The organism is Streptomyces thermoviolaceus (assembly GCF_045209695.1).
In the GTDB taxonomy this organism is placed as follows: domain Bacteria; phylum Actinomycetota; class Actinomycetes; order Streptomycetales; family Streptomycetaceae; genus Streptomyces; species Streptomyces thermoviolaceus.
In genome coordinates this window covers 5383332-5400973 of the sequence record NZ_CP109280.1, presented here as the reverse complement: position 1 = coordinate 5400973, position 17642 = coordinate 5383332, and the positions used below count along the sequence as shown (strand labels likewise).

At 73.6% G+C, this 17642-nt stretch carries 16 protein-coding genes and 2 pseudogenes; 9 read left to right on the top strand and 9 right to left on the bottom strand.

Annotated elements, in window-relative coordinates; genetic code table 11:
- Positions 1–43: 43 nt before the first annotated feature.
- Entirely contained in the window at positions 44–910 is an 867-nt protein-coding gene (locus OG899_RS23630; RefSeq protein ID WP_125497641.1) for an acyl-CoA thioesterase II, read from the top strand.
- Here OG899_RS23630 and OG899_RS23625 read toward each other — a convergent pair.
- Both OG899_RS23625 and OG899_RS23620 read right to left on the bottom strand, forming a co-directional pair.
- Positions 847–1935 (bottom strand): DUF6397 family protein, encoded by a 1089-nt coding sequence (locus OG899_RS23625; RefSeq protein WP_168131477.1) that lies wholly within the window; start codon positions 1933–1935, stop codon positions 847–849. The genes OG899_RS23630 and OG899_RS23625 overlap by 64 nt on opposite strands.
- 124 nt (positions 1936–2059) lie before the next feature.
- Complete coding sequence (locus OG899_RS23620; RefSeq protein ID WP_125497639.1) at positions 2060–2473, bottom strand: roadblock/LC7 domain-containing protein; 414 nt, start codon at positions 2471–2473, stop codon at positions 2060–2062.
- 93 nt (positions 2474–2566) lie between these two features.
- Here OG899_RS23620 and OG899_RS23615 point away from each other — a divergent pair, with 93 nt between their 5' ends.
- Together OG899_RS23615 and OG899_RS23610 are read left to right on the top strand one after the other, a co-directional pair.
- Positions 2567–2995, top strand: coding sequence for a PPOX class F420-dependent oxidoreductase (locus OG899_RS23615; protein ID WP_125497638.1), 429 nt, complete (start codon positions 2567–2569; stop codon positions 2993–2995).
- Between the two features lie 104 nt (positions 2996–3099).
- On the top strand, positions 3100–3699 hold the full coding sequence (locus OG899_RS23610) for a class I SAM-dependent methyltransferase (protein ID WP_125497637.1): 600 nt from the start codon (positions 3100–3102) through the stop codon (positions 3697–3699).
- Between the two features lie 35 nt (positions 3700–3734).
- Here OG899_RS23610 and OG899_RS23605 read toward each other — a convergent pair.
- Positions 3735–3951, bottom strand: a pseudogene (locus tag OG899_RS23605) (DUF2236 domain-containing protein); the annotation flags it as partial.
- A gap of 85 nt (positions 3952–4036) precedes the next feature.
- On the opposite strand from OG899_RS23605, the gene OG899_RS23600 reads away from it, so the two are divergent.
- Positions 4037–4915, top strand: a complete 879-nt coding sequence (locus OG899_RS23600) for a hypothetical protein (RefSeq protein WP_125497636.1) — start codon at positions 4037–4039, stop codon at positions 4913–4915.
- Positions 4916–5083: 168 nt separating this feature from the next.
- Positions 5084–5933: pseudogene (locus tag OG899_RS23595) on the top strand (tannase/feruloyl esterase family alpha/beta hydrolase).
- Positions 5934–5959: 26 nt separating this feature from the next.
- Here the strand turns inward: OG899_RS23595 and OG899_RS23590 are convergent.
- Together OG899_RS23590 and xylA are read right to left on the bottom strand one after the other, a co-directional pair.
- Entirely contained in the window at positions 5960–6142 is a 183-nt protein-coding gene (locus tag OG899_RS23590; RefSeq protein WP_125497635.1) for a hypothetical protein, read from the bottom strand.
- A gap of 301 nt (positions 6143–6443) precedes the next feature.
- A complete protein-coding gene (gene xylA / locus OG899_RS23585; protein ID WP_125497634.1) occupies positions 6444–7610 on the bottom strand; it encodes a xylose isomerase in 1167 nt (388 codons plus the stop codon).
- 191 nt (positions 7611–7801) lie between these two features.
- On the opposite strand from xylA, the gene xylB reads away from it, so the two are divergent.
- The 4 genes from xylB to OG899_RS23565 all read left to right on the top strand — a co-directional run bounded on the left by xylB (position 7802) and on the right by OG899_RS23565 (position 13467).
- The gene (gene xylB, locus OG899_RS23580; protein ID WP_168131475.1) at positions 7802–9250 is read left to right on the top strand and encodes a xylulokinase; all 1449 of its coding nucleotides are present in this window, start codon (positions 7802–7804) and stop codon (positions 9248–9250) included.
- Positions 9251–9348: 98 nt separating this feature from the next.
- Entirely contained in the window at positions 9349–10557 is a 1209-nt protein-coding gene (locus tag OG899_RS23575; RefSeq protein WP_125497632.1) for an ROK family transcriptional regulator, read from the top strand.
- A 511-nt stretch (positions 10558–11068) separates the two neighbouring features.
- Positions 11069–11671, top strand: coding sequence for an N-acetylmuramoyl-L-alanine amidase (locus OG899_RS23570; protein WP_125497631.1), 603 nt, complete (start codon positions 11069–11071; stop codon positions 11669–11671).
- 647 nt (positions 11672–12318) lie between these two features.
- The gene (locus OG899_RS23565; protein ID WP_125497630.1) at positions 12319–13467 is read left to right on the top strand and encodes a phosphodiester glycosidase family protein; all 1149 of its coding nucleotides are present in this window, start codon (positions 12319–12321) and stop codon (positions 13465–13467) included.
- Between the two features lie 431 nt (positions 13468–13898).
- Here the strand turns inward: OG899_RS23565 and OG899_RS23560 are convergent, their stop codons facing one another.
- From OG899_RS23560 to OG899_RS23545, 4 genes are all read right to left on the bottom strand, one after another.
- On the bottom strand, positions 13899–14093 hold the full coding sequence (locus OG899_RS23560) for a hypothetical protein (RefSeq protein WP_125497629.1): 195 nt from the start codon (positions 14091–14093) through the stop codon (positions 13899–13901).
- A 148-nt stretch (positions 14094–14241) separates the two neighbouring features.
- Entirely contained in the window at positions 14242–15342 is a 1101-nt protein-coding gene (locus tag OG899_RS23555) for an acyl-CoA dehydrogenase family protein (RefSeq protein ID WP_125497628.1), read from the bottom strand.
- Positions 15339–16532 (bottom strand): acyl-CoA dehydrogenase family protein, encoded by a 1194-nt coding sequence (locus OG899_RS23550; protein WP_168131474.1) that lies wholly within the window; start codon positions 16530–16532, stop codon positions 15339–15341. Before OG899_RS23550 ends, OG899_RS23555 begins: the two co-directional genes overlap by 4 nt.
- Positions 16529–17506: an NADPH:quinone oxidoreductase family protein gene (locus OG899_RS23545; RefSeq protein WP_125497626.1), complete on the bottom strand. Its 978-nt coding sequence runs from the start codon at positions 17504–17506 to the stop codon at positions 16529–16531. Before OG899_RS23545 ends, OG899_RS23550 begins: the two co-directional genes overlap by 4 nt.
- Positions 17507–17642 lie beyond the last annotated feature (136 nt).

The window sequence follows — 17642 nt, the reverse complement described above, 5'->3', positions numbered from 1 at the left end:
TTGACCCCCACCGATGTCTTGCGCCCACAGGAGAAGCCCGCCCATGACGAATCCGGCCGAACGCCTCGTGGACCTGCTCGATCTGGAGCAGATCGAGGTGAACATATTCCGCGGCCGGAGCCCGCACGAGTCGCTGCAGCGGGTCTTCGGGGGCCAGGTGGCGGGCCAGGCGCTGGTCGCCGCCGGCCGCACCACGGACGGCGAGCGCCCGGTCCACTCCCTGCACGCGTATTTCCTGCGCCCGGGCCGGCCGGGAGTGCCGATCGTGTACCAGGTCGAGCGGGTGCGCGACGGGCGCTCGTTCACGACGCGCCGGGTCACCGCCGTGCAGCAGGGCCGCACGATCTTCACGCTGACCGCCTCCTTCCACAAGCCTGAACAGGGCAGTTTCGAGCACCAGCTGCCGCCGGCCCGCGAGGTCCCGGACCCGGAGACGCTGCCGACCGTCCGCGACGAGGTCCGCGAGCACCTGGGAGCGCTGCCCGAGCAGCTGGAGCGCATGGCGCGGCGTCAGCCCTTCGACATCCGGTACGTCGACCGTCTCCGCTGGACCCCGGAGGAGGTGAAGGAGGCCGAGCCGCGCAGTGCCGTGTGGATGCGTGCCGTCGGGCCTCTTGGTGACGACCCGCTGGTGCACACCTGCGCGCTGACCTACGCCAGCGACATGACACTGCTCGATGCGGTGCGTCTGCCGGTGGAGCCGCTGTGGGGGCCGCGAGGCTTCGACATGGCGTCGCTGGACCACGCCATGTGGTTCCACCGGCCGTTCCGGGCGGACGAGTGGTTCCTGTACGACCAGGAGTCCCCGATCGCCATCGGCGGCCGTGGCCTGGCCCGCGGCCGGATCTACGACCGGCAGGGCCGACTGCTGGTGTCGGTCGTGCAGGAGGGCCTGTTCCGCGCGGTGTAGGCGCCGGCCGTCAGGTACCGGAGCCGGTGCGCTCGACGGGCGGAGCCGACCACGGCCTTCTCGGGTGCCGCCGTCGTGTGCCTGGTGCCGAGCAGCCGGCCGAGCAGGGCGTGCGCGTTCCGATCCGGGGAGGGCCGTGCCGGCCCGTGCGGTGCGGTCCGCTGTCCGTGCCCGGCAGCACACGGACGGAGCTCCTGCCGAGTGGGGCCGGTGTGCCGGGGCGCGGGTCGGCTGCGTCGCGCCTCGCGCACCGTCCGCTGCAGGTCGGCCCGGAGCCGTTCGACCTCGTCGGCGTCCTGCGCCGTTGTGATCCGCTCGACGAGGCGCGCGGTGGGGGAACCCGGTGCGCCATGCCCTGGTGGGAGCTGCCGCAGGCGGAGGAGACGGGCCCGTTCCGAGGGATCGGTGACCGTCTCCGACACCGTGACCGGGTCCAGCAGCGAAGCCGCGCAGGCCGCCCGGTCCCACGCGTCCTCCGCCTGGCGCAGCAGACAGCGCAGATACCGCCGACGCCAGTTGCGGGCCCGCAGGTCCACACCCGCGTCGAGCTGGTCGCGCAGATGCTGGGGCAGCTGCTGGCGCAGCAGCGCGGCATGCTCGGGGTCGCCGGCGAAGAGTCGCAACTCACCCACCGGATAGCGCCAGACGACGGACCGGTCCCGGGTGATGCGGAAGGTCACCGGCACCACCAGTCCCAGGCGGGCCAGGCGGACGAACCGGGCGGGCGTCACCCCCAAGAGCCGCGCGCCCTCCCGGGTGCCGACGGTGGTGAGCTGCTCGCGCAGATGTCCCGGGAAGCGCTCCCTATACCGCAGCCGGTCGATCTCGGCTCGGTCGACACAGCGGCCCCCTGAGCCCTCGTCGCGCCGGGTACGGATGTGCCCGAGAAGGACGGCGATGTCGAACTCGTCCTGCCGCAGGCACAGTTCGCGGGCCGCCCGGCCCGGGCTGACGGTCGTTCGGTTCTGTCCCCGGGCCGGTCCGGACGCGGTCTTGGGCCCGTGCTCGATCGTGTCACCGGACATGTGCGCACCCCCGTGCTGTCGGTGGCTCGCGCCCGCTGCGCTCGCCTGCGACCCACGGTAGATGCCGCCCGCCTTTCCCGCTCGAGCCTGTGGACAACTCCACTGAAGCCGAGAAAACCGCTGGTCAGGACCGCTTCGGTAAGGTCCGGTCGGAGTGGCGGGCCGTCAGGTCGAGGTCGGTGCCGAGCCGGTTCACCAGCAGGGTCATCTCGTAGGCGACCTCCCCCATGTCGGCCTGCGCGCCGCTGAGGACGCACAGGCAGCTGCCGGTGCCGGCGGCCGTGACGAAGAGCACGGCGTCCTCGAACTCCACGATCGTCTGACGCACCGAACCAGCGCCGAAGTGGCTGCTGGAGCTTCTGGCCAGACTGTGCAAGCCGGAGGAGACGGCCGCGAGATGCTCGGCGTCCTCCCGTCGCAGTCCCGTGCTCGCACCCGTGACCAGCCCGTCGCTGGACAGGAGCAACGCATGCCGAATGTGCGGCACGCGTGCGGTCAGTTCGTCCAGCATCCGGCCGGTTTCCTGCTTCTGCGCCATGTCGCGCCCTCCCCCTGTCGCGTCTTCCCCCTGGCCGGAGGATCTCCCGCAAGCCTTCCCCACAGCGGCGGCCGCGGCAAGCAGGATGGGGGCATGGCACAGAAGATGACCGACGAGGAATGGCGGGCGTTCGTCTCGTACGGCACCCGCACGGGCAAGCTGGCCACGGTCCGAGCCGACGGCAGTCCGCACGTCGCCCCGGTCTGGTTCCTGCTCGACGGGGACGACCTGGTGTTCAACACCGGCAAGGAGACGGTGAAGGGACACAATCTGGCACGTGACGGCCGTATCGCCCTGTGCGTGGACGACGAGCGACCGCCCTACTCCTTCGTGGTCCTCCACGGCCGGGCCCAACTGTCGGAGGATCCGGGGGAACTGCGGCGCTGGGCCACCCGGATCGGCGCCCGTTACATGGGCGAGGAGCGCGCCGAGGAGTTCGGTGCCCGCAACGGGGTTCCGGGGGAGCTTCTGGTCCGGGTCCGGATCGACAAGGTGGTGGCGGTCCGCGACCTGGCGGAGTGAGCGGGCGAGTCGCCGTGCTCCTGCCGCTGCGCGGCCGCCGTGCGGCATGCGCGTCCGGTCGACGGGGCGCACGACGAAGCCGGAGGTGCGCCATCATGCGGGGCATGAGCGAGGACCGTGCACACGTCCAGGAGTTCTTCACCGCCCGTGCCGCCGACTGGGACAGCAGGTTCCCGGACGACGGCCCGGCCTACGCGGCCGCGGTCGCCGGCCTCGGGCTGCGCAGCGGCGACCGGGTGCTCGACGCCGGGTGCGGCACCGGCCGTGCCCTGCCGGCGCTGCGGGCCGCCGTGGGCGCGTCGGGCATGGTCGTGGGGGTCGATCTGACCCCGGCCATGTTGCACGCGGCCGTGCGCGCCGGACGGCACAGGGACGGGCGGCTGCTGCTGGCCGACGTCGCCGCGCTGCCGCTGCGCTCGGGGTCGTTCGACGCCGTCTTCGCCGCGGGGCTGATCTCGCATCTGCCGCGTCCCGCCGAGAACCTGCGGGAACTGCGGCGTGTGGTGCGGCCGGGCGGCATCCTGGCGCTCTTCCACCCGGTCGGCCGGGCGGCCCTCGCGGCGCACCAGGGACGGCAGATCACACCGGACGACCTGCGCGCGGAGCCCAACCTGCGGCCGCTGCTGGCGTCGGCGGGGTGGCGGATGACGTCGTACACCGACGAGGACGCCCGTTTCCTCGCGACGGCCGTCCGCGCTGACTGAGGCGAGGCGGCGGGGCGGCGCGGGGCCGTCCCGGGTCACGCCGACGCCCGCCGTGCGGCCGGTGTCCGCACCGGGCAGCCGCGCACACCGGGGACCGGCCAGGTGCCGAGGTCGGTCACCCGGTAGCCGTTCGGGTAGCTCTTGATCTCAAGGTTCTGCCTCAGGACGTGGGGTTCCCGCCGAGGCGGCAGCAGCCGCACGACGCGCCCGGGCACGCAGGGCGGTGCGGACGAGCGCGCGGGTGAGGGCGGAGCGTCCGCGTGGTCGCCGATGTCGTGACAACGCCCTGGCCCGGCCACTAGGGTGCGCGCCGTTGGACGAACCACGGGAGGCTGGGATGGCCGGGACGGACGAGGAGGCGGGCGCGGACGACGCGCTGTATGTGCTCACGGCGGTGCTGCTGACTCCGGCACAGTTCCCGAGCGTGCTGGGCGACGACTACCCGGAGGCCTGCGCGGCGCTCGGGCTGACGCCGCGGGCCGAGGGATACGGCCTGGTGCTCGGTCAGGACGGCACCGGCGCCCGGTGGACGGTCGTCGTCGACGACGTGTCACTGGTCGCGGTGGCGATCGCCTCCTGGGACTGCGGCCTGGAGTATGAGCTGTCCCCCGACGAGCGTGCGGTCGTCGCCGCCCTGCCGGGCTGGCCTCTGGCCGTCGCGGTGGCCGCGCCCGGCGTACCGGCACCGCACGACCCGGACCCGGAGGCCGGGGACGGGCCGCTGCTGTCGCCACCGGACACCGCGGTCTGGGGCCCGGCGCAGCGCCGGCTGGGTGCCGACGAGATCGCCTTGCGGTGGGCCGAATGGCGTGACCAGCTCGACGACGACTCCTTCGCCCCTCCACGCACCGCGGAGACGGCCGGGCCCGGCGTGGGCGGGGAGGCCGGAAGCCCGGCGACCGACGGCGGCGGCGCGGGGGACGGAGCCGGCCGGCGGACACCCGAGGGCACCGGCGCGGTGCGGCGTGTGCTGGCTCAGGCCCGCGCCTATCTGGACTCCCCGCCGCCTCCGGGCCGTGTACGGTCCGCGTTCGCGCCGGGTGGCGCGCGGACGCTGCGCGCCGACGGCCCCGGATGGTCGATGGTGGCCCGCACCGACGACATCGCCTTCGTGCTGCTCGACGAGCGGCCCGGCGAAGTGCTGCCCGTCGGCCGGGGACCGGAGCTGCCCGGCCTGCTCGAGTCCCTGGACAAGTTGGCAGTGCGTCCGAGTTGACGAGGCGACGGCCGCTGCGCCCTCCACGTATGGAGTGCCGCACCCTACCCAGCACGAGGCCCGTATGGTGCCAACCTGTGGAGTGCGCGGTCGGCCCGCTCGCACGATGGGGCAGCTCCGGGCATCACCGCCCGGGCCCTCCTGCTCCTTCTGCCCCTGGAGGCCGTCGTGCGTCTGTCCCGAGGTGTCCCGCTCGTCGTCGCGGCGCTGCTCACCGGTGCCGTCGCCTGGCCCGTCCCCGCGGCGGCCACGACCGGCGCCGACGGGCACTGCGCCCGGCAGGAACAGCTCCGGGTGCCGGGCGCCGCCTACGAGCGCACCGCCTGTCTTCCGGATCTGACCACCGACGACCGACAAGGGCAACAGCTCGGCCGATTTCTACCGCGCCGGCACCCGGCCCGGTGACGCCGTCGCCGAGTGGAACGCCCGGACCACCCAGCTGACCCGGGCGGCCAAGCGTGTGATCGCCCGGCGCTACGGCCGGGCTCCGCGCCGGACGTACGTGACCGGCATCTCCAACGGCGGCCATCTCACCCGCTGGCAGTTGGAGCACCATCCGGAGCTGTACGACGGAGGCGTGGACCGGGAGGGCACACTGTGGACGGCGGACGGCCCCGACCTGGATGCCGCCTGCGACTACGCCGCGCGTCCCGACGCGGTGCGCCGGGCCGTGGCCCGGGTGTCGCTGACCGGGCGGATCGGCAAGCCCTTGATCACGCTGCAGGGCGACCTGGACACCCTGCTGCCCATCGCGGCCGACTCGGACGTGTACACGCGGATGATCCGGGAGCAGGGACACGGCGGGCTGCACCGCTCCTACCGGATCGAGGACGGCACCCACGTCGACGGACTGTACGACAGCCATCCGGCGCGGCTGCGCCCGATGCTGCCGTGCTACCGGGCCGCGTTCGACGCGCTGGTGGCCCGGGTGGAGCGCGGGCACCGGCCGCCCGCGGACCGGACCGTCAGCAGGCCCGCGAGCGGTGATGTCGTCGACTCGTGTTCCCTGCGCCCGTAGGGGCCGGCCCCTGGTGTCTCAGTGTCTCAGCGGCCGAGCTCCTTGCGTGTGACACGACGCAGGCGACGCCGCTGCCCGGGGTCCAGCGCCAGGTACGCGGCGGCCGGAACGCCCAGGACTATCAGGAGCGCGGCCCACCACGGCAGCCAGATCATCAGGACCAGCCAGGCCACCACGCCGCCGGCGGCGATCTTCGCCTTGTTCGACATCTGTCGCCTCCTTCGCGGACTCTGCCGCTCTCCCAGGAGAACGGCTCCGCCCGCCCGGCTGTTCCGGCTCGCGTCCCTGAGATGCCCCGGAGAAGCCCCCTGAGACACCCCTGACGCGTGCCGGGCCGCTGCCCTTACTCGGTACCCGCCCCGTCGGACGGACACCGCGCCTCGGGGAGACGCACCACGAGGGGTGCCGGGCCGCCTCGAGCCACCCGGCACCCCTCGTGACGACGCAAGGGGGTACGACGCATGACGACGCGGGGAGTACCGACCGCGCGTACCCCTCTCGTCGCTCGATTCAGCCCCGGGCGCCCAGCAGGTGGTCCATGGCGAGCTGGTCGAGGCGCTCGAAGGCCATGCCGCGCGCGGCGGCCGCGTCCACGTCGAAGTCCTCGTACGCGGTGCGGTCGGCCAGCAGGGCCTGCAGGCCGTCGGCCGCGGTGGGCTCGGCGAGCTGGTCGAGCCGGGCAGCACGCAGGGCCTCCTGGACCTCCGGGTCGGCCCGGAAGGCGGCGGCGCGCTCCTTCAGGATGAGGTAGTTGCGCATGCAGCCGGCCGCGGAGGCCCACACGCCGTCGATGTCCTCGGTCCGCGGGGGCTTGAAGTCGAAGTGGCGCGGACCCTCCCAGCCGGCGCTCTCCAGCAGGTCGACCAGCCAGAAGGCGGCGCGCAGGTCACCGGCGCCGAAGCGCAGGTCCTGGTCGTACTTGATGCCGGACTGACCGTTGAGGTCGATGTGGAAGAGCTTGCCCGCCCACAGGGCCTGCGCGATGCCGTGCGGGAAGTTCAGGCCGGCCATCTGCTCGTGGCCCACCTCGGGGTTGACGCCGTACAGCTCGGGGCGCTCCAGGCGCTCGATGAAGGCGAGCGCGTGGCCGATGGTGGGCAGCAGGATGTCGCCGCGCGGCTCGTTGGGCTTGGGCTCGATGGCGAACCGGATGTCGTAGCCCTGCGAGGTGACGTACTCGCCGAGCAGGTCGAAGGCCTCCTTCATGCGGTCCAGGGCCGCACGCACGTCCTTGGCGGCACCGGACTCCGCGCCCTCGCGGCCGCCCCAGGCGACGTAGACCTTGGCGCCCAGCTCGACCGCGAGGTCGATGTTCCGGATGGTCTTGCGCAGGGCGTAACGGCGCACGTCGCGGTCGTTGGCGGTGAACGCGCCGTCCTTGAAGACGGGGTGGGTGAAGAGGTTGGTGGTGGCCATCGGGACGGTCATACCGGTCGCGTCGAGAGCCTGACGGAACCGCTTGACGTGCGCCTCGCGCTCGGCGTCGGACGACCCGAAGGGGATCAGGTCGTCGTCGTGGAAGGTCACTCCGTAGGCGCCCAGTTCGGCCAGCCGCTGCACCGCCTCGACCGGGTCGAGGGCGGGACGCGTGGCGTCGCCGAAGGGGTCCCGCCCCTGCCAGCCGACGGTCCACAGGCCGAAGGTGAACCTGTCCTCGGGGGTGGGCTGGTAGTTCATGCCGCGGCTCCTTGCTCGCTTGCGACTATTTCGTCAGGGCGATTTACAAATTAGTATGCCGAGCGCGTCCCTGGGAAGGGAGCGCGGAAGCAGAAACCGCGTCGGGACGGGTCCATGCCACGGGCCCAGAGGCCCCGCATACCGTGAAGCCGCAGGTCAGATCCCCTGAGCCGGGAAAAGAGGGAGAGCCGATGTCAGCAGCCGAGGGTCCGCTCGTCGTCGGTGTGGACTCGTCCACCCAGTCCACCAAGGCGCTCGTGGTCGACACGGCCACCGGCCGGGTCGTGGCGAGCGGCCAGGCACCCCACACGGTTTCCACGGGCGACGGCCGGGAGAGCGACCCGCGCCAGTGGTGGCAGGCCCTGTGCGCGGCGCTGCGGCAGTGCGGCGAGGCGGCCCACGAGGCCGCGGCCGTGTCGATCGCCGGCCAGCAGCACGGCCTGGTCACCCTGGACGACCGCGGTGAACCGGTGCGCCCGGCCCTGCTGTGGAACGACGTGCGCTCGGCGCCGCAGGCCCGCCGGCTGGTCGAGGAGCTGGGCGGCCCGAAGTTCTGGGCGGAGCGCGTGGGAAGCGTGCCGGGCGCCTCCTTCACGGTCACCAAGTGGGCGTGGCTGACCGAGCACGAGCCCGAGGCCGCACGGCGGGTGGCCGCGGTGCGCCTCCCGCACGACTACCTCACCGAACGCCTGACCGGCCAGGGCACCACCGACCGGGGTGACGCCTCGGGCACGGGCTGGTGGGCGTCGTCGACGGAGGCGTACGACGAGGAGATTCTCGCCCGGGTGGGGCTCGACCCGGCGCTGCTGCCGCGGGTGGTGCGGCCCGGGGAGGTGGCGGGCACCGTGCGCGACGGCCACGAGGACCTGCCGTTCTCCCGCGGCACCCTGGTCGCGGCCGGCACCGGGGACAACGCCGCCGCCGCACTCGGTCTCGGGCTGCGGCCGGGAAGCCCGGTGCTCAGCCTCGGCACCTCCGGCACCGTCTACACGGTGTCAGGGAACCGGCCGGCGGATCCCTCGGGCACGGTGGCCGGTTTCGCCGACGCGCACGGCGCCTGGCTGCCTTTGGCCTGCACCCTGAACTGCACGCTCGCCGTCGACCGCATAGCGGCCCTGTTCGGCCTGGACCGGGAGGCGGTGGAGCCCGGCGGCTCCGTGACAGTGCTCCCCTACCTGGACGGTGAGCGCACCCCCAACCTGCCCGAGGCCTCCGGGCTGCTGCACGGCCTGCGGCACGACACCACACCCGGCCAGGTGCTGCAGGCCGCCTACGACGGCGCCGTCCACGCTCTGCTGGAAGCGCTGGACCTGGTGCTCGACCAGGACGCGGACCGGACCTCGCCGCTGCTGCTGATCGGGGGCGGCGCCCGTGGCACCGCGTGGCAGCAGACGGTGCGCCGCCTGTCGGGCCGTCCGGTGCAGGTGCCGCAGGCCCGGGAACTGGTGGCGCTGGGCGCCGCCGCCCAGGCCGCGGGGCTGCTGACCGGGGAGGACCCGGCCGCGGTGGCCCGCCGCTGGAAGACCGCCGACGGACCGGTGCTGGAGCCCGTGGAGCGGGACGAGGCGACACTGGAAAGGATCTCCGGGGTACTCTCCGACGCGACCCCGCTGCTGGAGCGAGGGCCGCACCACCGCTGAGGGAACCCGTCCGCCGGCCCGCCCCGGCCCACGGACCCGTGGGCCGGCACCATCCGCCTCAGGCACGGTCGGCGGACACGACCGAGGACGACGGAGGCATGACCGCACCGCTGCACGACCCCCATCCCGCCGGTCCCGGGCGGGCGCTGCCCGACACCCAGCAGGGCATGCGCCGCCGCAATCTGGCGCGGGTCATGCACACCGTCAGTGCCGAGGGGCCGCTGTCGCGGGCCGCGGTCGCCTCACGCATCGGGCTGACACGGGCGGCGGTGTCGACCCTGGTCGACGAGCTGATCCGCTCCGGGCTGCTGCGGGAACTCGGTCCCGAGCGGCCGGGCCGGGTGGGCCGCCCCGGCTCGGCGCTGGCCGTCAGCGACCGCGGTCCGGCGGGCGTGGGCGCGGAGGTCGGGGTGGACCACCTCGCGGCCTGCGTGGTCGACCTACGGGGCGAGGTGCGGGCCCGGGCGGTCCGGCACGGCACGAACCGTGGGCGGGCACCGGAACCGGTGGCGAAGGACCTGAGCGCGCTGATATCCCAGGTCGTCGCCGAGGCCGAGCAGCAGGGTCTGCGGCCGACCGGCCTCGCGGTCGCCGTGCCCGGTCTGATCGCCCGGGACGGCCGCACGGTGGTGCGCGCGCCGAACCTCGACTGGCACGACACCGACCTCACCTCCCTGCTGCCGGGCCGTCTGCCGTCGGCCGTGGACAACGAGGCCAACCTCGGTGCGCTGGCCGAACTGTGGCTGGGCGAGGGCACTCCCCCGAACTTCCTGCATGTGTCGGCGGAGATCGGTATCGGTGCCGCGGTGGTGGTCGACGGTCGGCTGCTGCGCGGCACGCGGGGTTTCGCCGGAGAACTGGGACATGTGCCGGTGGAGCCGGAGGGACCGGCGTGCCCGTGCGGCGGCCGTGGCTGCCTGGAGCAGTACGCGGGCGAGGAGGCCGTGCTGCGGGCGGCGGGACTCCCGGCGGGCGAGGGCAGCGTCGGTCTGCTCGCCGGCCGCGCCGCCGCGGGCGACGAGGCCGTTCGGCAGGCTCTGCGGCAGGCGGGACGGGCGCTGGGTGTGGCGCTGACCGGTGCGGTGAACCTGCTCGATCCCGAGACCGTGGTGCTGGGCGGCGCGCTGGCCGCGCTCGCGCCCTGGCTGCTGCCGTCGCTGGAGGCGGAACTCGCCCGGCGCACCGCCGGTCCGGCCTGCCCGGTGACCGTCTCACGGCTGGGTCCCGAGGGACCGCTGCTGGGCGCCGCGCATTCGGTGGCACGGGCCGTGCTGGACGACCCGGCGTCCGCTGCGGCTCAGGACTGACCCACCCTCATTTCTCCGTCCCCTGGGCGGAATCACACGTTCGAGTGGCCGAGTTGTCCACAATCTCGCGCTCGTCCACCGCCGCGTGAGGCCCTCTTCTGCCCAACGGCCGTCAGCCGTACCGTGGTTCGCGCGAGGCGGTGCGTCCGGACCGGTCCGGAGGCACCCGCACGGGACCGACGGGGGGACCGATGACGGGGGAGGACGAACGCCGCTCCGGGGCGCCTGAGCGGGACGAGAACGCACCGGACGAATCCCTGCGCGCCACGACACGGGCTCGCGCAGACGGCAGGGCCGAGTGGCCGCATCACCGTGACCGGCATCCGCGACATCAGCCGTACGCACCCGGCCAGGCTCCGCACACCGGCGCCGGTCGTGCGCGAGACTCACCGCGCGATGTCCGCACGACCGTACGCGACGACGACGGCGTGCACCGCACCACGTGCCTGCCGGCCTTCGCCGAGGCCTCGCCACACCAGCCGAGCACTCTCACGAGAAAGGGTCACCACTCATGGACCGGGCCGGACCTCAGCCCAGCCGGCGGCGGCTTCTCCGGGGCGCCGTCGCTCTCGCCGCCGCCCCCTACGCCCTGCTTCCCACCACACGAGCCATGGCGCGTCCCCGACCTTACGACTATCCGTCGACGGAGTGGCAACCTGCCAGCTCCTCCAACTACACGGTCGCGAACCGCCCCACGACCTATGCCATCGACCGGGTGATCATCCACGTCACCCAGGAGACGTACGCCGACACCCTGGCCATCTTCCAGAACCCGCAGAAGAAGGTGTCCGCGCACTACGTCGTACGGTCCGCCGACGGACACATCGCCCAGTGCGTGCGCGAGGCGGACGTGGCCTGGCATGCGGGCAACTGGGACTACAACACACGCAGCATCGGCATCGAGCACGAGGGATGGGTGGACGACCCGTCCTACTTCACCGACGAGCTGTACCAGGAGTCGGCACGGCTCACGGCGGCGATCTGCGACCGCTACGGCATCCCCAAGGACCGGACGCACATCCTCGGGCACGCCGAGGTGCCCGGCGCGGACCACACCGACCCGGGACCGAACTGGGACTGGACCCGCTACATGAGACTGGTCGACTCGGCCTGACACGACCGTCCTTGCGCAGGACGCCTGCCGGCCGCGGCACACCCGCCGGGCCGCGCGCCTCGCAGGCGGACGGCCCCTCGGGGCGACGCACGCGGCCCGGACACGAGGGCACACGTGCGCGGCACCACCGGTTCACGACACGGAGACAGTGCGATCAGCTCGCGGCGTCCGGTGCGGGCGAGCGACGCCGGCACAACACCCGCGCAGCGGCGCCGGGCGGGTGGCGCGGCAGCGGGGTGCGCGTGCGTGCCGGCCACCGCGAGTCGGCGTGGCGTCCTCGGCGCGCGCAGCCTTCCCCGGCACGCACCGTGCACCCGGGCCGACAGGCGCCGCAGGGAGCAGGACGACACGGCCGCACGGTCGCGGGGCGAGCGCTGAGCCGCCGTCGGCACCGGTCGGTCATGGCCGGGGTCTCCCGGCCGGAGACCGCCCGCCGGGGCGCCCGAAGGGGTGTGTTTTCCCGCCGGACGCCGCGTCGTCACGGTTCGCATCCCGTTCCTGACGCCTTGTTCTGATGCACTTCCGTGTGTCCATGCACAGGTGACGAAGCATCAGAGGTGTAGGTGGACACTGCTACACACCGCAACAGGCGGCTCGGACGAGTGTTGACGGTCCTCCTGACGTGCGGCACCTTCGCCGGCACGTCGATGGCAGCGGCCACGCCGGCCGGCAGTGCGCAACGCTCCGAGCAGCTCGCACCGGGCGTCGAGTACCGCGACGTCGACCTCCGGACGGCGCGCGGGGTGGTCCGCGCCCATGTGGTCACCGTCGACCTGCGCGACCGGCACGTACGGATCGGGCTGCTGCACCCGGGGAAGGTGGCGGCACGGCGCACCGTCTCCCAACTCGCCGACGGACAAGGAGCACTGGCAGGTATCAATGGCGACTTCTTCCACATCACCGAGACCCGTCCGGGGGTCGCCGCGACCGGTTCGGCCGTGGGCCCGGAGATCGCCGACGGACATCCGCTGAAGGCGGCTGTGCCGAAGGGGCAGCGGTTCGGTCCGGCCCTGCCGTCGGGGAGCACCACCGAGGACGTGGTCGGCGTGGGCACCGACCGCACCGCGCGCATCGACCGGCTGTCCCTGTCCGGCTCGGTGACCACCCCGGCGGGTCGGCTGAAGCTCGGCGGGCTCAACCAGTACGCCCTGCCCGTCGGTTCGATCGGCGCCTACACCTCCGACTGGGGCAGCGCCTCCCGTGCCCGGGCCACATGCGGCACGGACACCCGCAGAAGTGCCCCGTGCAGCAAGGACACCTATGAGGTGACGGTCAGGAACGGCCGGGTGGTGGCCACGTCCGGGAAACCGGGCACGGGCACCATCCCGGCGGGGACAACGGTGCTGGTGGGGCGTGAGGACGGGGCTCGGCAGCTGCGCAAGCTGACCAAGGGGCAGTCCGTCCGGGTGGAGCACCGGCTGGTGGCGGCGTCCGGTGTGCGGTACGCGTTCGCGATCGGGGGGTTCCCGGTGCTGCGGAACGGCGCCCCGCTGAAGGGGCTGGACGCGAAGGCCACGGCGGTGCGCACCGCGGTGGGCATCGCGAACGGCGGGCACCGGCTGCTGCTCGTGGCACTGGACGGACGGCCGGCCTACCGCCGCGGTCTCACGGTGGCCGAACTGGCCGCCCAGCTGAAGAAACTGGGCGCGACGGAAGGTTTCGACCTGGACGGCGGGGGCTCCAGCACACTGGTGGCCCGGCCCCGGGGGGCGACCAGGGTGAGTGTGCGCAACCATCCGAGCGACGGAAGCGAACGGGCCGTGCCGAACGGGATCGGCGTCTTCGCGGCCGGGTGAGCGGATCGTGGCGCACACACCGGACCCTGCCCCGGGGCGGCACGTGGCCGACACCTGGGCCAGGCCCCGCCACGGGTGGTGCGGTACCGGACGACAAGGATGCGTCGCTCCCCGCGCTGCTCGAGGCACACGCCGGCTCAGGGGCACGCGCCGCCACGGGCGTGCTGGCTCGCAGGCACGTGCCGCCACGGGTGTGCAGGCTCGCAGGCACGCGCCGCCACGGGTGTGCAGGCTCGCAGGCACGTGCCGCCATGGGTGTGCAGGCTCGCGGGCACGCACCGCCTCGGGTGTGACGACGTGCAGACACCCACCGCCCCGGACGTGCAGGCGCAGGGGCATCAGCCGCCTCGGGGTGTGTGTCGCCCCAGAGACCGGCCACCACGGGACGTGCGCCGCCTCACGGCACTCGACGCCTCGAAGCGTGCGTCGGCCTAGGGACGCAGGCTGCTGACGATCTGGGCCGTGGCCGCGAGCCCTTCGTGGATGGTGGGGGCCATGCTGGTGCCGGCCAGGGAGAAGCCGAGCAGGACGCAGATCAGGGCGTGGGAGAACTTCAGTGCGCCGTTGCGCAGGAAGATGATCGCCAGGATCGCGAGCAACAGCACACCAGAGATGGAAATGGCCACCGTGAACCTCCTCCGCCACGCCCACTCGCGGCTTCAGGCGGCAAGTGTGGCGCAGCGGAGGGGGCGTCCCGGGGGCTGACATGTCCGCCGAACGTGTGGTTCTGTACAGGTTTGTCCGGCGGCCATGACTGCTCGGCGGGGTGGCCGGTCAGGGGGCCTGCAGGTCGACCAGGCCGGCCAGCGCCTGGTGGTGCGCGCCCGCGGTGCCGTAGGCGATCGAGTCGGCCTTCGCCCGCTTCAGGTACAGGTGGACCGGGTGTTCCCAGGTCATGCCGATGCCGCCGTGCAGTTGCAGGGCCTCCTCGGCCGCGTGGACGGCGACCGGTGCGGCGTAGGCCTGGGCGACGGCGACCGCCACGTCGACGTCCGGGCCGTTCTCGCCGTCCCGGCCGCGTGCCAGTGCGTCGGCGGCGGAGCGGGCGGCGGCGCGCAGGCTCACGACCTCCAGCCACAGCCGGGCCAGCCGGTGCTTGAGCGCCTGGAAGCCGCCCACGGGCCGGTTGAACTGCTTGCGCTCCTTCAGGTAGCGCACGGTCTCGGTCAACGCCCAGTCGGCGACGCCCAGTTGCTCGGAGGCGAGCAGTCCGGCGGCGGCCCGCAGGGCCCGGCGCACGGCGGGGCCGGCGGCGCCGACGCGGCGTCCGGGAGCGCCGTCGAGTCCTACGGTGGCCACCGGCCGGGTCAGGTCCAGGGACACCTGGCCGGTGACGGTCGCCTCCGCCGCCTCCACGGCGTACAGGCCGCCGTCGTCGGCGGGGACGAGGAGCACGTCGGCGACGGTCGCGTCCGCGATGCCGGTCAGCTCCCCGTGCAGGGTGCCGTCCATGCGGCGGACCCTGGGGAACGGGGCGCCGGGGGCCAGGTGCAGGCCGACCGCCAGGACGCCGATGGTGCGGCCGGAGGCGAGCCGGCCGAGCAGCTCGTCGTCGCCGCAGGCCAGCAGGGCCTCCGTGGCGACGACCGCGCTGCTGAGGTAGGGCACGGGCGCCACCGCCCGGCCCAGTTCCTCCAGGACGACGGCGGCCTCGCGGTGCGAGGCGCCCGCCCCGCCCCGGTCCTCGGGCACCAGCAGCCCGGCGAGCCCCATGGTGCCGGCGAGCCGTCGCCACAGGGCGAGGTCGTGCGGGGTGTCCGTCTCCGCGCGTGCGAGCACCTCGGCCGCCGGGCAGTGGTCGGTGAGCAGGTCGCGGACGGCGGAGCGCAGCGCCTCTTCCTCCTCGGTGTACAGCAGGTCCGGCGGTGTGCTCATCGGGCCAGGTCCTTCCAGGCGACGTCCTTGTCGGTGCGCGGCTCGGGGGGCAGGCCCAGGACGCGCTCGGCGACGATGTTCAGCAGGATCTCGCTGGTGCCGCCCTCGATGCTGTTGCCCTTGGCGCGCAGGTAGCGGTAGCCGGCGTCCCGGCCGGTGAAGTCGACGAGTTCGGGGCGGCGCATGGTCCAGTCGTCGTACAGCAGTCCCTCGGCGCCGCGCAGTTCGACCTCCAGGCCGCTGATCTCCTGGTTGAGGCGGGCGAAGGCGAGCTTCATCGCGGAGCCCTCGGGTCCGGGCTGTCCCGCGGCGAGCTGCTGGCGCAGCCGTTCGCCGGTGAGGCGCACCACCTCGGCCTCCACCCACAGTCTCAGCAGCCGCTGGTGCAGGTCGTGGGTGCGCAGGTCGGGGCGTTCGCGCCAGGTCTGCGCGACCTTGCCGATCATGCCGCCCTCGCGGGGCAGGGCCGTGCCGCCGATGGAGACACGCTCGTTCATCAGGGTGGTCTGCGCAACCCGCCAGCCGTCGCCGACCTCGCCGAGGCGGCGGGAGTCGGGGATACGGACGCCGGTGAGGAACACCTCGTTGAACTCGGCCTCCCCGGTGATCTGCCGCAGCGGGCGCACCTCGACACCCGGGTCGGTCATGTCGCAGATGAAGTAGGTGATGCCCTGGTGCTTGGGAGCGTCCGGGTCGGTGCGGGCGATGAGGATGGCCCAGCGGGCCAGGTGTGCGCTGGACGTCCACACCTTCTGGCCGTCGACCACCCAGTCGTCGCCGTCACGGACGGCACGGGTACCGAGGGCGGCCAGGTCGGATCCGGCGCCGGGTTCGCTGAACAGCTGGCACCAGACCTCCTCCCCGGTCCACAGCGGTCGCAGGTAGCGCCGCTTCTGCTCCTCGGTGCCGTAGCGCAGGAGGGTCGGCGCGGCCATGCCCAGGCCGATGCCGATGCGGCGCGGGTCGTTGTCGGGGGCGTTCGCGGCCTGCAGTTCGTCGTCCACGACGGCTTGCAGGGAGCGGGGCGCCCCGAGGCCGCCGAGGCCCTCGGGGTAGTGCACCCAGGCGAGTCCGGCGTCGAAGCGGGCCCGCAGGAAGTCGAGGCGGTCGGTGCTGCCGGGCGGATGCTCGGCGAGGAACCGGCGGGTGCGGCGGCGCAGTCCGGCCGCGTCGAGGGGCCTGTCGGTCATGCGGCGTCTCCGTTGCGCAGTGCGGGCAGGACGACGATGCGGCCGGTGGTGGTTCCGTCGGCGACGCGCTGCACGGCGGCCGCGGCCCCGTCCAGCGGCACCCGTTCGCTCACCAGCGGGGCGATCGCGCCCCGGGCGGCCAGATCGGTGAGCTGTTCGTGGCAGTGCCGGATCAGTTCCGGGTTCGTGGTCCGGTACAGCCCCCAGTGCAGGCCGAGGATCGAGTAGTTCTTGATCAGGGCGTGGTTGAGCGCCGGGGTGGGGACGGTGCCGCCGGCGAAGCCCACGACCACGATCCGGCCCTCGAAGGCGACGGTCTTGGCGGACTGGGCGTAGGCCTGGCCGCCGACCGGGTCGTAGATCACGTCGGCGCCGCGGCCGCCGGTGGCGTCCTTCACGGCGGTGATGACGTCCTCGGCGTGCCGGTCGACGACGACGTCGCAGCCCAGCTTGCGGGCGACGGCAGCCTTCTCCGGGCCGCCGACCACACCGATGACGCGGGCACCGGCCGCCTTGCCCAGCTGGACGGCGGCGCTGCCGACCCCGCCGGCGGCGGCGTGCACGAGCAGGGTCTCGCCGGCCTGCAGGCGGGCCCGGCGGTGCAGGCCGAACCAGCCCGTCTGGTAGCCGATGTGGAGGGCGGCCGCCTCCGCGTCGTCCAGGGCGTCCGGGGCGGGCAGAAGCGCGGTCGCGTCGGCGAGGGCGTACTCGGCGAGGGCCCCGTGCGGCAGTGCGGAGGTGGCGATCACCCGTCGACCGTCCTCGGTCTCGCCGCACAGTTCCACGCCGGGCGTGAACGGCAGCGGGGGCCGGACCTGGTACTGGCCCCGGCACAGCAGCGCGTCGGGGAAGTTGATGTTCGCGGCGCGGACCTTCAGCAGCACCTGGCCGTCGCCGGGCGCGGGCCGCTCGGTCTCCTCCAGGCGCATCACCTCGCTCGGCTCACCGTTGTCGTGCACTCGCCATGCCTGCATGCGCCGCCTCCACGGGACTGCGTTGCTCGGACCGGGTCGCACGCATACTAAGCGGTTGCTTGCCTCTGGGGAACCGTCTGGCGGACACCAACGACACACCACGACTCCGCACGCCCCAGCTCGCACCGGATGGCCG